Source organism: Salinispora sp. CH2A1_6 (genome assembly GCF_056820975.1).
The window spans coordinates 27,259-40,418 of record NZ_JBXEDG010000010.1 but is presented as its reverse complement, the minus strand read 5'-3'; the positions used below and the strand labels follow the sequence as shown (position 1 = coordinate 40,418).

The 13,160-nt window shown below is 69.8% G+C and carries 13 protein-coding genes and 1 pseudogene; 7 read left to right on the top strand and 7 right to left on the bottom strand.

Translation table 11 applies throughout. From position 1 onward, the window contains the following. Positions 1 to 46 precede the first annotated feature (46 nt). The 3 genes from AC1UKG_RS13730 to AC1UKG_RS13720 all read left to right on the top strand — a co-directional run bounded on the left by AC1UKG_RS13730 (position 47) and on the right by AC1UKG_RS13720 (position 4,030). Entirely contained in the window at positions 47 to 733 is a 687-nt protein-coding gene (locus tag AC1UKG_RS13730) for an ABC transporter ATP-binding protein (protein ID WP_018732439.1), read from the top strand. Further along, a complete protein-coding gene (locus AC1UKG_RS13725) occupies positions 730 to 3,060 on the top strand; it encodes an ABC transporter permease (protein ID WP_482642174.1) in 2,331 nt (776 codons plus the stop codon). Before AC1UKG_RS13730 ends, AC1UKG_RS13725 begins: the two co-directional genes overlap by 4 nt. A 748-nt stretch (positions 3,061 to 3,808) precedes the next feature. Further along, complete coding sequence (locus AC1UKG_RS13720; protein ID WP_482642175.1) at positions 3,809 to 4,030, top strand: hypothetical protein; 222 nt, start codon at positions 3,809 to 3,811, stop codon at positions 4,028 to 4,030. A 107-nt stretch (positions 4,031 to 4,137) separates the two neighbouring features. Here AC1UKG_RS13720 and AC1UKG_RS13715 read toward each other — a convergent pair whose 3' ends face one another. The 7 genes and pseudogenes from AC1UKG_RS13715 to AC1UKG_RS13685 form a co-directional block, all read right to left on the bottom strand. After that, complete coding sequence (locus AC1UKG_RS13715; RefSeq protein ID WP_482642176.1) at positions 4,138 to 4,758, bottom strand: hypothetical protein; 621 nt, start codon at positions 4,756 to 4,758, stop codon at positions 4,138 to 4,140. Continuing rightward, a complete protein-coding gene (locus AC1UKG_RS13710) occupies positions 4,755 to 5,132 on the bottom strand; it encodes a DUF7224 domain-containing protein (RefSeq protein ID WP_026271690.1) in 378 nt (125 codons plus the stop codon). The genes AC1UKG_RS13715 and AC1UKG_RS13710 overlap by 4 nt, the downstream gene beginning before the upstream one ends. Next, entirely contained in the window at positions 5,129 to 5,821 is a 693-nt protein-coding gene (locus AC1UKG_RS13705; RefSeq protein WP_018815191.1) for an ATP-binding cassette domain-containing protein, read from the bottom strand. The genes AC1UKG_RS13710 and AC1UKG_RS13705 overlap by 4 nt, the downstream gene beginning before the upstream one ends. A 161-nt stretch (positions 5,822 to 5,982) precedes the next feature. Next, the gene (locus AC1UKG_RS13700; RefSeq protein WP_018744943.1) at positions 5,983 to 6,324 is read right to left on the bottom strand and encodes an HIT domain-containing protein; all 342 of its coding nucleotides are present in this window, start codon (positions 6,322 to 6,324) and stop codon (positions 5,983 to 5,985) included. Then, the gene (locus AC1UKG_RS13695; RefSeq protein WP_482642177.1) at positions 6,321 to 6,644 is read right to left on the bottom strand and encodes a hypothetical protein; all 324 of its coding nucleotides are present in this window, start codon (positions 6,642 to 6,644) and stop codon (positions 6,321 to 6,323) included. The genes AC1UKG_RS13700 and AC1UKG_RS13695 overlap by 4 nt, the downstream gene beginning before the upstream one ends. Beyond that, positions 6,644 to 6,982, bottom strand: a pseudogene (locus tag AC1UKG_RS13690) (HSP90 family protein); the annotation flags it as partial. The pseudogene AC1UKG_RS13690 and the gene AC1UKG_RS13695, both read right to left, overlap by 1 nt. 156 nt (positions 6,983 to 7,138) lie before the next feature. Continuing rightward, on the bottom strand, positions 7,139 to 7,366 hold the full coding sequence (locus AC1UKG_RS13685; protein WP_482642178.1) for a hypothetical protein: 228 nt from the start codon (positions 7,364 to 7,366) through the stop codon (positions 7,139 to 7,141). 522 nt (positions 7,367 to 7,888) lie between these two features. Here AC1UKG_RS13685 and AC1UKG_RS13680 point away from each other — a divergent pair. From AC1UKG_RS13680 to AC1UKG_RS13665, 4 genes are read left to right on the top strand one after another with little or no spacing between them, the layout of a single operon-like run. Next, a complete protein-coding gene (locus AC1UKG_RS13680; RefSeq protein ID WP_482642192.1) occupies positions 7,889 to 9,016 on the top strand; it encodes an aromatic ring-hydroxylating oxygenase subunit alpha in 1,128 nt (375 codons plus the stop codon). Continuing rightward, on the top strand, positions 9,013 to 10,371 hold the full coding sequence (locus tag AC1UKG_RS13675; RefSeq protein WP_026271692.1) for an FAD-dependent oxidoreductase: 1,359 nt from the start codon (positions 9,013 to 9,015) through the stop codon (positions 10,369 to 10,371). Before AC1UKG_RS13680 ends, AC1UKG_RS13675 begins: the two co-directional genes overlap by 4 nt. Then, positions 10,368 to 11,279 (top strand): LLM class flavin-dependent oxidoreductase, encoded by a 912-nt coding sequence (locus AC1UKG_RS13670; protein WP_482642179.1) that lies wholly within the window; start codon positions 10,368 to 10,370, stop codon positions 11,277 to 11,279. Before AC1UKG_RS13675 ends, AC1UKG_RS13670 begins: the two co-directional genes overlap by 4 nt. Then, on the top strand, positions 11,276 to 13,150 hold the full coding sequence (locus tag AC1UKG_RS13665; protein WP_482642180.1) for an amino acid adenylation domain-containing protein: 1,875 nt from the start codon (positions 11,276 to 11,278) through the stop codon (positions 13,148 to 13,150). Before AC1UKG_RS13670 ends, AC1UKG_RS13665 begins: the two co-directional genes overlap by 4 nt. Positions 13,151 to 13,160: the final 10 nt, after the last annotated feature.

Below are 13,160 nucleotides of genomic sequence, written 5' to 3'. Positions count from 1 at the left end.
CCCGGCGGGGACGATTCCGACCTGGAAGCCGACCTAGCCTCGGGCCATGACAACGGTGCTGCGCCTGGATGAGGTGCGCAAAGAGTACGGCGACGCGACGGCCCTGGACGGTGTCTCACTCCGGGTCGGGTCGGGGGAAGCGGTCGCCATCATGGGGCCGTCGGGCTGCGGTAAGTCGACGCTGCTGAACGTGATCGCGGGGCTGGACCGGCCGAGCGCCGGGCGGGTCGAGGTGCACGACGAGGACCTCGGCGAACTCAGCGAGGCCGGGCTGGCCCTGTTCCGGCGACGCCGCATCGGCTTCGTCTTCCAGTTCTTCAACCTGCTCGACGACCTGCCCGCGCTGGACAACGTGGCGCTGGCCGCCCAGCTGATGGGCGTACGGGCCGGGCAGGCGCGGCGGCGGGCGCTGGAGCTCTTCGAGGAGCTCGGCATCGCCGATCGCCGCAACGCCTACCCGGCGACGCTCAGCGGCGGGGAACGGCAGCGGGTCGCCGTGGCCCGCGCGCTGATGAACCGCCCGGCGCTGCTGCTGGCCGACGAGCCGACCGGAGCGCTCGACAGCCGTACCGGCGAGCAGGTGATGGACCTGTTGCTCGACCTCAACCAGATCGGCCAAACGCTGCTGCTGGTCACCCACGACCCGGCGGTCGCCGAACGTTGCGCGAGTCGGGTGGTGGAGTTGGCCGACGGCCGGATCGTCGGCGAGCGGGCACTGGAGCGGACGGCATGAGCGCGGTATGGCGAGCCTCCCGGGCGGCGGTACGGCGACGGAGATTCCAGACCTCGGTGATCGCGCTGGTGGCGCTCTGCGCAAGCGCGACGGTCATACTGGCGGCGGGGCTGCTGGACCTGTCGAGCGGCCCCTTCGAGCGGGCCTTCGCCGCGCAGCGCGGCCCGCACGTCATCGCCACCTACTCGACCCCGGCACCGCCCACGGACGCCACCGACACCGAGGCGGTCGCCGGCCCGTTCGGACAACTCGTCTTGGAGGTTCCGGCGGACGGCGGGCCGGTCTGGGCAACCGGACCGCTCACCGTCGTCGGCCGCGCCGACCCCGCCGGACCGGTGGACCGGGTAGACCTCTGGGCCGGGCGGTGGGCCACCGACCCGGACGAGATCGTGGTGAACATGGTGCCGCCGCCGTCACTGAGCGCGGCGGACAGCTTCACCCAGGACGTCATCGGGAAGATGATCATCACGCCGGGCCGGCCGCAGCTGACCATCGTCGGTGTCGCCTACAGCGTGTCCCACACCGCCGACGCTTGGGTTTCTCCCGCCACGATGGCCCAGCTTGGGCCGACCACCGCCCAGGTGCTCTACCGCTTCCGCGACGCCGCGACCACCGCGCAGGTGGAGGTGGCGACAGCCAGCCTGCCACGTGATGGCCTGCTCGCGGCCAGCTCCTACCTGACCCAGAAGGAAGCCGTCGCCGCCGGCCCTGGCACGATCCTGCCGTTTCTGATCGTCTTCGGAGTGCTCGGCCTGATCGTCGCCGTCCTGATCGTGGCGAACGTCATCAGCGGCGCGGTCGTCTCCGGATTCCGGCACATCGGCGTGCTGAAGGCGCTCGGCTTCACACCGCGTCAGGTGGTGTCCGTCTACCTCGTCATGGTGACGGTGCCGGCGACGGCCGGTGCCGTTGCCGGGGCTACACTGGGCGCGGTCGCTACCCGTCCCCTGATCGGCATCGCGTTTCAGGGGCTTGGCTTCGGCGGTCAGCTCGAGACCGGCACGTGGGTGCCACTCACCGGGCTCCTCGGCGTCCCGGCGCTGGTTATACTGACCGCTCTCGTTCCCGCGTCCCGCGCCCGTCGGTTGTCCGCCGCCGAGGCGATCAGCGCCAGTGCCGCACCGAGGACAGAGCGCGGCCTGTGGGTGCAGCGCGCGCTCTCCGGGATTCGGCTGCCCCGGGCCGTCAGCCTGGGTCTGGGGCTACCCTTCAGCCGTCCCGGACGGACCGGCCTGACCATGGCGGCGCTGCTACTCGGCGTCACCAGCGTGACGTTCGCTGGCGGTTTGGCCGCGTCGCTGGTCCGCTACGGCCAGGCCGTGGACCGCGCCGACGCCGTGCAGGTGCAGGTGCGCCCGAACAACCCGTCCCTGGGCAATCCCCCCACCGACCGCACCGACCCGCAGGTGGAGTCGCTGCTACGCGGACTGCCCGGAACCTCCCACGTCACCGCTGAGCTGCCCATGCAACTCACCGCCCTCGGCCACCGCGACCCGGTCCTGGTGAGTTTCCTGCGCGGCGACTCGGCCACCCTCGGCCATCAGGACCAGCTCGTCGAGGGCAGGTGGATGACCGCGACGAATGAGGTGGTCGCCTCCTCGGCCGCGCTCCACCACCTGGGCGCCCAGGTAGGTGACCGGCTGGAGCTGGCCTATGCCGGTGGCAACGAGCCGGTGACAATCGTGGGCAAGACGATCGAGGGCGCCTTTGACCGCGACACCATCTTCGCCGACTGGCAGCTCCGCACCCGCCTCACACCCGACCACCGAGTGGTGAGTCACGAGGTCCTCTACTACATCCGACTCGCCTCCGACACGCCGGTCGCCACCTACCTGGCCGCGGTTCGCCAGGCAGATCCAGGCCTGTCGGCCTGGTCAGCCGACTCCGGCCTGGGTAACTCCTTCACCGCGTCGGTCACGATCATTTCTATCGCCTTCGCCTCAATCATCGGCTTGGTCGTCGCGCTGAGCGTCTTCAACACCGTCCTGCTGAACACGCGAGAACGTCGCCGGGATCTCGGCATGCTGAAGGCAATCGGGATGACGCCAGGTCAGGTGATGACGATGATGGTGACCTCCATGGCCACCCTGGGCTTGGCGGCGGGTTGCCTGGGCATCCCGCTCGGGGTGGGTGCGCACCGCCTGGTCCTACCGCTGATGGCCGAGGCCGCGGAGCGCGACCTACCGGCCCGAATCACCAACGTCTGGACGGTCGGCGGTCTGTCCCTGGTGGTGCTCGTGGGCGTGACGATCGCGGTCCTGGGCGCTGCCCTGCCGGCCAGGAGGGCCGGCAGACTCCCGATCGCCGCGGTGCTCCACAGTGAGTGAGCCTTTTCCGGGTAACGGGTCGTAACGTTGGGTGGTCAGGTGGCTTGTTGGTGGTCGGCCTGGAGGATGACCAGGGCTGCCGCGATGGTATCGCCGATTTTTCAGGGACAGAGGTTGATGTTGCGGACCCGGGGCGCCCCCGAGATGGTGGCTGGCGATGTCCCGAAAAGGTTGGCGCGTCGGCGGGCACGGATTTGACGGCGACGCGGATGAGGAGGGGCACACCGAAGCAGCATCGGTTGGTGCTAACGGGTGTCAATGCTGATGGCGCTAGGGTGCCAGCGTTACGTTTGCTGTCGAGCTGCCCACCGGCGGGACCGACACCAAGGCGCCACTCGGGCCGTCGCGAGCAGGTGCCATCAGCCGGAGTAGAACGAGGTGTTGATCGAGGCGGGTGCGCCGCCGCGAGTCGACCAACTTGGACGCACCGGCTCCGCCGGCACAAACACGGCCGACGCGGTCCTTCGGCGGTGACCAGGGGCGGCCCACGCAGTCCTTTCGGCGGTGACCAGGGGCGGCCAGCGCAGTCCTTCGGCGTAGGCCAGGCAACGGCGGGCTGCTGGGCGGGCGATGGGTATTCCTGCGCCCCATCCATGAGGGCAACTCGACAGCGGGCGGCACAGCACCGGCTGGCCCCGGCAGGACGACGCACGGCCGCCCGCCCGGGTGCCCCGGCCTGCCCGTTCACGGCTGAGGCAGGGCCGGCGCCACGGGCCACGCCGTCGATGTCGAATGGGGGACGACGAGGGTGAAGGCTGTAGATGAGGTTCGTCTGACGTTGGGCGGCTTCGTTCCTGCGTGGGACAGTCGGCCCGAGGATGCGGAGCGTCGCGCGGACCTGGCGCGCATCCTCGCCTTCGACCGCGCCGCTCCCCCGGCCAGGCGCGCGGTGCTACGACGTCGTCTCGTACTGGTGGCCGGCGGGGTGGTCCTGGCGGTGGCTGCCGGTGCGGTGGCGCTGGAGACGTGACGATCCCCGCGGTGATCACCTACCGGTCGTACCTGGTCGCCGAGTACACCACCATGCCCCGCTGACAGACTCCGGGGCATGCCTTTGGATCAGCGCAGCTGGGCCGGCTATCGGGCTACTCGCCATCGGCCCAGCCGGGTAGGCCCGCTTCGGTTGAACCGCCACACCGTTACCACCACACCGATCCCCAGCAGCAGTGCCGCTTCGGCGAAGGCACGTGTGGAGTGGGTGTCGGCGACCGGCCACGCCCACCAGTACACCAGGCCACCGTGGCCGGTGCCGAAGAACGCAGCGACGATCACCGCGCCGACTGGGGCCAGCGCCGCGAGTCGGGTGCCGATGATCGGGGTGACCAGCTGGGCTAGCCCGAGGAAACCGATGAGGTTACGCAGGTATCCGGGGCCGAGCTGCCACGAGCCGGTCGCCGAGGTGACGCCGACCAGAATCGCGGTCACCAGCACGATCGTCGCGGCGACACCCAGATCCCGAGCAGCTACCAGGCGGACTGCGGTGGCGTCCAGGTCACCGCCGCTGCGGTCGATGCCATGCCAGAGGAAGACGATCGGGACGAGCGGCAGCAACAGCGCGAACACGATCGGCACGAGCAACGCCCCGGCCAGACTGGGCAGCGGCAGCACCTCACCGCCGATCACGATCGCGGCGGCGAGGCTCCCAGCGAACGCGACCGTCACCGCGGTCAACGCGCGGGTCCGCCACCACCAGATCACCGCGCCTGCTCCGATGCGAAGAAAGCGGGGTCAAGTCGCGGCTGGGTCGTACAGTCGCCAATCGGCGCGCGGTTGGCGCGGTACCAGGCGAGCTGCTGCTCGTTGCCGAGTTGTTGACATACCCGGACCGCCAGGTCGATCAGCTCCGGCGAGGCAGCCGAGTCCAACGTCGATGCCGGCACCCCGGCTGCCAACGCCACCCACACCAGGTTGGCCTTGGCCACCGCGCCCATCCAGTACCCGGACATGACCGTGTCGGCCACTGCCGTTCCCTGGAGCAGCACCAGGGCAAGCATCGTCCCGATCACGTAGGTCTCCGCACGAGCGCGCCAGGGGTAAATTGTCCGCCAGCTGCCCGCGCTCCGCTCGTTCATACCTCCGCACCGATCAACTGCGCGTAGGCGTCCTCGGCCCGTCGAGACAGCTCGACGTTCGGCTGCGCCAGCGCCACAAACTCCGACACCCCACTGTGGAACCGCACCACGCCGTGATCCAGCACCGTCACCTGCTGGTAAATATCACTGATGTCTTCGGTCTGATGCGTCGACACCAGCAGGTCGACATCGCCGGCAACGTCGTTGAGCACCTCCCGCAGCACCCGCCGCTGCGGCGGGTCCAACCCAGCCGAGGGCTCGTCCATCACGATCAGTTTCGCGTCGTGGACCAGGGTCTGCGCGATCCCGACCCGGCGGAGCTGACCGCCGGAGAGCGTCTTACTGGGTCGGCCCGCCAGCTCCCGCAGGCCAACCCGACCCAACGCCTGCGCCGCGTTGGCCCAGGCATCCCGGCGGTTGAGCCCCTTCAGCCAGCCCGCATAGGCGACCTGCTCCCGCACCTGCAAACCCGGCATCGCCCCGACGCGCTGCGGTAACCAACCGACCGAACGACGGTATCGGGACCGGGTACGCCGGGCGTGACTGACCAGCCGACCCATCCGTACGGTGCCGGCATCTGGCCGCAGCAGCCCCACGATCAGCGACAGCAGCGTGGACTTACCGGCGCCGTTAGGACCGAGCAACACCGTCGCACCGGGCTGAAACTCGATGGTCAGGTCACGGATCACAGGAACATCTGCCCGATACTGGAACGAACAATCCCTGATGTGTACGGGCACCAGGTGAACCTCGCGAATCAGTCGTCGACGGTGACTGTTCCACCCACCACCACAGCACTTCCCGGTGCTCGCGGCCCCTTGCGAGGACAGATGCAGAGCACCCGCTCTCCCTATGTGGTGTCGGGGCGGAAAGGCAGTCCACTGCAGACGTGAAAGTGCAGGTGTTTGGAGTCTTGATACCGGCCGAGGTTGGTCAGTACCCGGCACGCACCCTGCTCCCGCTCAACCCGGCCGGCGACCTGGCGAACCACCTCGAGAACGCGCTGCAAGATATCCGTGCTCGCATCGCCCAGGTCAACCAGAGACGGCACGTGCCGCTTCGGCACCACGACGATGTGCACCGGCCAGAAGGGCCTGGTGTGCTCGAAGGCAAGGACCTGATCGGTCTCTGCCACCACGGTCACTTTGGTTCGGCCGCTGAGCGCCTCGTCGCAGTAGAAGTCCTCGGTCATTGCCACTCGCTTCCGCACGGTGCCTGGTTTGTGTCGTCGTAGCCAGCTAGGCCACATTCGTCGAGATCGTGATCTTCCATGAACTGGTCCGTCGTCGCTTGCTGGCCTTGCTGCAGTAGCGCGGAGACGACCCCCCACCGCCGCTTCCCGGTTGTGTTCATCGGGTTGGCCGGCCAGGACTTCGCGGGCGATCCGTTCGGCGTCGGCAGCACGTCCGGCTTGCCGCAGCAGCCGCCCTCGCCAGCGAACGCCCAGTCCGGTAACCGGCCCTCGACGCGCTCTGACAGCAGCATCTGCTTCAGATAGACCCGGTGCGCCACGCGTGACGCCGGATTCGCCGGTATCGGAAGCACGAACGCGACCCCACGTACACGTGCCGGGCAGAATTCAGATCGTCGCGTTTAGCGCTGCGCCCGATCGTCGCCAGCAGCGCGTGGACCTGCGATTCGGTGAGTCCGATCCCACTGTCATGGACCCTTGGCGTGTCATCTCCGGTGATACCGGACGGCTCACACCACACCTCACCCAGGCGACGTGCGGTAATCGCGTCTGCCGCGTTTCGCATCAACTCCCGCACATACACGCGAGGACTGGCGTAAGGATGGTGACTAAGCAGATCAACAACCCCTCGAAGGTCCACATAGAAGGTGCAGCCCACGCGCCCCGTTCCTCCTGCTCAAGGTCAACCGGTGCACCGTACCTGCTCACCCCGTCTGCCGCCTAGCCCGAATTCGCCAAGACGCCTCGATGCGACTGGCGGTAGCGACTGGCGGTAGCGGCTGCCGCCCGCCTACAAGCACGGCAATCATGCTGCTCACACCCATCTCGTCAACGGAGCGTCGATCTCCGGGATCGGGGAAAGGGCGACGAAAGCCTGCCGGTCACCAGCGCCATGACCACGCTGGCGGGCAGCCGAGGCCATCCAGGGCGGCACGACGCAACGCCTGATGCAGGGCGAGCCCATCTCGGCCAGTGCCGCGACGGCGTCCACGCCCCGCTGGGCGACGGCGGGCGCAAGCCGGGCCACTGCCACGCGGGGCATTGACGTCCACGGTACGCGCCCGCCGCCCCGCCCCGGTGCCGGCCGGTACGCGAGGCCCGCCGACACCGGGGTGATCACCGAATATTCCTATCCGTCTATATATTATCCGGGAAATCCGCTCCCGTCCGCCATATCTTTACCTTGCCAGAACCCTGCAGTCAAGACTTAATAAAGGATTATGACGAGAATTACATGCTCTTTAAGGCGGACTCACAGTGGTAAATAATCATCCCAACCTCACGGCCACGCACCAGGGGGAGGGAATCGCAATGCACTGGCGGCGGGCCAAACTTTACGAACTCGGTAGATCTGCGCCCTACCCCGAGTAGTACGTTTTGCGTAGTCACCGATTCGATGGTTGACATTTCGTGCAGCTAAGCGCGACCAGCCGACCCGGCGCGCTTAGCGCTGCGCCATTCCCCGGACCGTCGCCCCATCCCGATAAAGGTGAGGTATATGCGCTCAACGCTGCCCAAAAATGGCGTCGGATTCAATTTGACTGGATCCGACACAATCGATCGGATAATAGCCGAGACGCAGGACGAACGCTCTTTTCCTGGCCCCGCATACACGTCGGAAGTCCTGTTCGCCTGGGAGCTGGAGCGATTATTCGGGCAGGGCTGGCTGCCGGTCGGCCGGGTCACCGAGTTCGCCGAGAAGGGCACCCAGGCCGCCGTCATGTCGGCCGGGCGCAACATCCTGATCGTCGGCACCGGCGACGGGGTGAACGTCTTCGTCAACGCCTGCCGCCACCGTGGGCACGAGCTGGTCGCCCCCGCCTGCACGGTCCGGCGCGCCCAGGTCTGGTGCGCCTACCACGCCTGGGTCTACGGCCTGGACGGCGACCTGCGCCGGGCGCCGCGGTTCGAGGACGCCGCCGAGCGCTACCCGCAGGGCATGGACCTGCTTCCGGTCCGATCCGCCGAATGGAACGGATGGCTGTTCGTCAACCACTCCGGGGACGCAGACGACTTCGGCGAATCCCTCGGCAATCTCACCGACATCCTCGCGCCCTATCACCTTGGCACCCTCACACAGGTCGGCACCGAGGTGTACGACGTCCACGCCAACTGGAAACTCCTCGTCGAGAACTACCTGGAGTGCTACCACTGCCCCAGTACGCATCCCGAACTCAGCAGGGTCCAACGTACCGTTAACGGCGAGGGATTCGCCAGCACGGGGATGTGGCTCGGCGGTTCCCTTGATCTGAAGAACTCCGCGGCGAGCATGTCCCTCGACGGAAAGGGCCCGGAGTGGACCTTCCCTGAGCTCGACGAGAACCGGGCACGACAGGTCTGCTACCACGCGGTGCTACCCGGTCTCTTCGTCACCGCGATGCACGATTACGTGGTCACCCACCGCCTCGACCCGGTCGCTCCGGATCGCACCCGGGTGATCTGCGAATGGTTTTTCCCGGAAGAACTGCTGACCAGCACCGGTTTCACGCCGGACTATGCGATCGATTTCTGGAAGACCACCAATCAGCAGGACTGGGACGCCTGCTCGTCCACCCAGCGGGGCGTCTCCGATCCGCGGTATATGGCCGGCCCGCTCGCCTCGCACGAGGAGGAGCTCCACACCTTCCTACGGGCATTGGCTGACGCATACCGCAACGACAGCAAGATTCGTCCGCTATGGACAGCACGGTGACCGGTACCCGAATCCGGACCGGCGTCGTCGTCGTCGGGGCGGGTCTGTCCGGTCTGTGCGCCGCGGAGGCGCTCGCCGCGCACGGGCACGACGTCGAGGTCCTGGAGGCATCCGACCGGCTGGGTGGACGCACCCGCACGGAGGCGACGCCGCTCGGACTCGCACTGGACTGCGGCGGTGCCTACCTCGGGAACCGGCACACCGAGGTCCGGCAGCTGGCCGACCGGCTGGGCGTGCCGCTCCAACGTACTGTCGCCCCCGGCGCCGCACTGTTCGACCTGTCCGGTCGCCGGTACCGGGACGACGACGCCGACGCGCCCTTCAACGCGCTGGCCCTCGGCCTCGCCCTGGACCGTATCGAAGAGCTGACCGAGGCCGTCGACCTCCACTCCCCCGGCTCGTCACCGGACGCGGCGCAGCAGGACCGGATCACCGTGCACGAGTGGCTGAGCACCGAGCGGATGACCTCCGCAACCACGTTGCTGATCGAGCAGATCGTACGGGAGATGCTGGCCTCGGAGCCGGATGAGGTGTCCCTGCTCCACTTCCTCTTCTACGTCAAATCCGGCGGCGGTCTCGACTTTCTCACCGCCTTCGCCGGCGGCGCCCAGGAGTTCCGCCTGGCCGGGGGAGCCGCCGGACTCAGCGAGCGGCTCGCCGCCCGGCTGGACCGCCCGGTGCGGACCGGTCGCCCGGTCCGCCGCATCTGCGGCACCACCGGCGGGATCCGGGTGGAGGCCGACGGCTTCGTCGCCGACTGCGACCGGGTCGTCCTAGCGATCGGACCGGGACCGGAACGAGCCGTCGAAGTGGCGATCCCGGGCGTGGCCGCGTCGCCGGTGCCGGCATCCACCGGCGGGTCGGTGGTGAAGATCCACCTGGTCTACCGGACGCCGTTCTGGCGCGACGGTGGGCTCAGCGGCTGGGTCACCGCGGACCGCGCACCGCTGCGCTTCCTGGTCGACGACTCCAACGGGCGCGACGGCCTCGGTGTTCTGGTCGGATTCCTGACCGGGGCGGAAGCCCGGGCCTACCGCGCCGGCCGGATCACCTGGGCAGGCCTCACGGCCCGGCTGGCGGACTGGTTCGGGCCCCCGGCCCTGACGCCCGTGCACGTCACCGCGCAGGACTGGCAGCGGCAGCCGTGGGTCCAGGGCTGCTACGCGGCGGTGCCACATCCCGGCGCCTGGCTCGACGCCCGATCCCCCGCCGACCCGGGCGGTCCCCTGCACCGGGTGGGTGCAGAACATTCGCCGTACTTCTTCGGCCACCTCGAAGGCGCCGTCCGCTCGGCGAACGCTCTCGTCCGGCGGATCCCCCGCCCGGCCGGATCCGGCGAACGGGTACCGCGGTGAGCGCTCCGGGCGTCCGGCACGGTCTCCTGCTCCCGAACGCCGGCTACTACGCCGACCCGGCGCGGCTGGTCGACGTCGCGGTCCGCGCGGAGGAGTCCGGCTGGGACGGACTGTTCCTCTGGGACCACCTGATGTTCGCCCGCGAACTGCGCCTCCCGATGGCCGACGCGTGGACCGTCGTCACCGCGATCCTCGCCCGCACCACCCGGCTGCGCAGCGGCCCGTTGATGACCCCCCTGGCCCGGCGCCGGCCGTGGAAGGTGGCCCGGGAGACGACGACACTCGACCACCTGTCCGCCGGGCGGTTGGTGCTCGGGGCCGGACTGGGCGCCGAACCAGACCTCGACTTCGGGGCGTTCGGCGAACCCACCGGGCTGCGGACCCGGGCCGCGAAACTCGATGAGGCGCTGCGCGTGCTGTCCGGCCTGTGGCGCGGGACCGAGTTCAGCCACACCGGCGAGCACTACCGGGTCGACCGGGCCACCTTCCTACCGACGCCTCGCAGCACCGACCGGCACGGCCACCCGGCCGTCACCGTCTGGAGTGCCGCCACCTGGCCCGCCTCACGGATCGGAGCGCTGCGCCGCGCCGCCCGGTTCGACGGGGTCGCCCCCATGGTCCGCGACGACCGGGGGCACCTGCGCGGCCCGGAACCGGCGGAGCTGACGGCCATTCTGACCCGCCTGGCCGAACTGGCACCCGCGCAGTCCCCGGACCGCCCGTACGAGGTGGTCGCCCTGGACCGCAGCCGGCCCGGCACCGGGCAGGCCGCCGACCGCACCGGCCTGCTGGCCGCCGCCGGGGCGACCTGGCGCATCGAGGCGTTCGACCCCTGGCGCCGATCCCCCAAGGAACTGACCGGCTGGCTGGACGCCGGCCCGCCCGACAACGATCGGAGCCCAGTATGACCATCACGTCGCCGGCTCGTCCGGCTGAGCCGCGCAGCGCCGACCCGAGCCCCTGGCCCGAACCGATCCGCTCGTGGAGCGGGCACCCCGCCCCACCGGCGCCCGCCCGGTGTATCCACGATCTCGTCGCGGAGGCGGCCCGCCGCACCCCGGACGCGGTGGCGGTGTCCAGCGGTGCGGACCGGCTGACGTACGCCGAACTGGACGCCTTCGCGACCGCGCTCGCCGCACACCTGGTCACGCGCGGAGCCGGACCGGATCGGGTGGTCGCGGTGCTGGCCGAACGGTCCCCGCGGCTGATCGTCGCACTTCTGGCCATCCTCAAGGCCGGCGGCGCGTACCTCGTCCTCGACCACGACGCCCCGCCGGCCGCCCTCGCCGCCCTCGTCGCGGACGCGAACCCGGTGCTGCTGCTGGCCGACCCGTCCCTGTCTGGCACCGCCAGCGCATGCGGTGCACCCGTAGCCGACCTGGACCGGCTCCTCGCCGAACCGGTCACCGACCCGGCGCCCGCCACCCCGGTCACCCCGGAAGACCGGGCATACGTCAGCTACACCTCGGGGTCGACGGGCGAGCCGAAGGGCGTGTGCGTCCCGCACCGCGCGATCGCCCGCCTGGTGCAGCAGCCGGACTGGGCGTCGTTCACCGCGGACGACGTGTTCCTGCAACTCGCGCCGGTCGCCTTCGACGCGTCCACGCTGGAGATCTGGACCCCGCTGACCCTCGGGGGCCGGCTGGCGATCCACCCAGCCGGCCGAACCACCCCCGACACTCTCGCCGAGGTCCTGGCGGACGAGCAGGTCAGCGTGCTGTGGCTGACGGCCGGCTTCTTCCACCACATGGTCGACACCCGGCTCGACGCCCTCGGCGGCCTGCGGCACCTGCTCGCCGGTGGGGACGTCCTGTCGCCCGACTTCGTCGGTCGCCTACTCGCGGCGCACCCGCACCTCACCTTCACCAACGGCTACGGTCCGACCGAGAACACCACCTTCACCACCTGCTGGACGGTGCACGGCCCGGCCACCATCGACGGGCCGGTCCCCATCGGGCGGCCGGTCAGCGGGACCGGCGTGGCGCTCCTGGACGCCGGGCACCAGCCGGTCCCGGTGGGCGAGGACGGCGAGCTGTACGCCTTCGGCGACGGCCTGGCCAGCGGCTACCTGGGCCGCCCGGATGCGACCGCCGAGAAGTTCCGGAACCTGCCCGGCCCGGACGCGACCATGGTCCGCATGTACCGCACCGGCGACCTGGCCCGCTGGGAACCGGACGGCACCCTCACGTTCCTCGGCCGTGCCGACCAGCAGGTCAAAATCCAGGGGTTCCGGGTGGAACCGGGCGCGGTCGAAGCCGCCCTGACCCGGCTGCCGGAGATCGGCAAGGCAGCGGTCGTCGCGCAGGCCGACGACGACGGCACCACGCGGCTGCAGGCCTTCGTGGTCACCGCCCCGGACGCACCGGCCGGACCGGCCCTCGTCGCGCACGTGCAGGACCGGCTCCGCGACACGCTGCCGGCCTACCAGATCCCGCACACGGTCACCGCCCTGGACGAGCTGCCGCTGGGGCCGACCGGGAAGGTCGACCGGTCCGCGCTGCACGGACCCGCCGTGGCGGGCCGCACCTGCACCGCCGCCTTCCGGGCACCGCAGGGAGACCTGGAGACCAGCATCGCCGGGATCTGGTCCGAGCTGCTGAAGGTCGACCCGATCGGCGCCGACGACGACTTCTTCGAACTGGGCGGGCACTCGTTGCTCGCCGCGCGCGCCCTGCACGCGATCCAGCGCGCGCACGGCGTCCGGCTCACCTACTTCGACCTGCTCGAACAGCCCACGGTCGCCGGTCTCGCCGCCGCGGTCGAGGACCCTGCCCGCTGACCTTCCACGC

Bases quoted from the DNA above. Each gene is read 5' to 3' on its own strand.
- AC1UKG_RS13730 (WP_018732439.1), top strand. From the start codon at position 47: ATGACAACGGTGCTGCGCCTGGATGAGGTGCGCAAAGAGTACGGCGAC.
- AC1UKG_RS13725 (WP_482642174.1), top strand. From the start codon at position 730: ATGAGCGCGGTATGGCGAGCCTCCCGGGCGGCGGTACGGCGACGGAGA.
- AC1UKG_RS13710 (WP_026271690.1), bottom strand. From the start codon at position 5,132: ATGAACGAGCGGAGCGCGGGCAGCTGGCGGACAATTTACCCCTGGCGC.
- AC1UKG_RS13700 (WP_018744943.1), bottom strand. From the start codon at position 6,324: ATGACCGAGGACTTCTACTGCGACGAGGCGCTCAGCGGCCGAACCAAA.
- AC1UKG_RS13685 (WP_482642178.1), bottom strand. From the start codon at position 7,366: ATGCCCCGCGTGGCAGTGGCCCGGCTTGCGCCCGCCGTCGCCCAGCGG.
- AC1UKG_RS13665 (WP_482642180.1), top strand. From the start codon at position 11,276: ATGACCATCACGTCGCCGGCTCGTCCGGCTGAGCCGCGCAGCGCCGAC.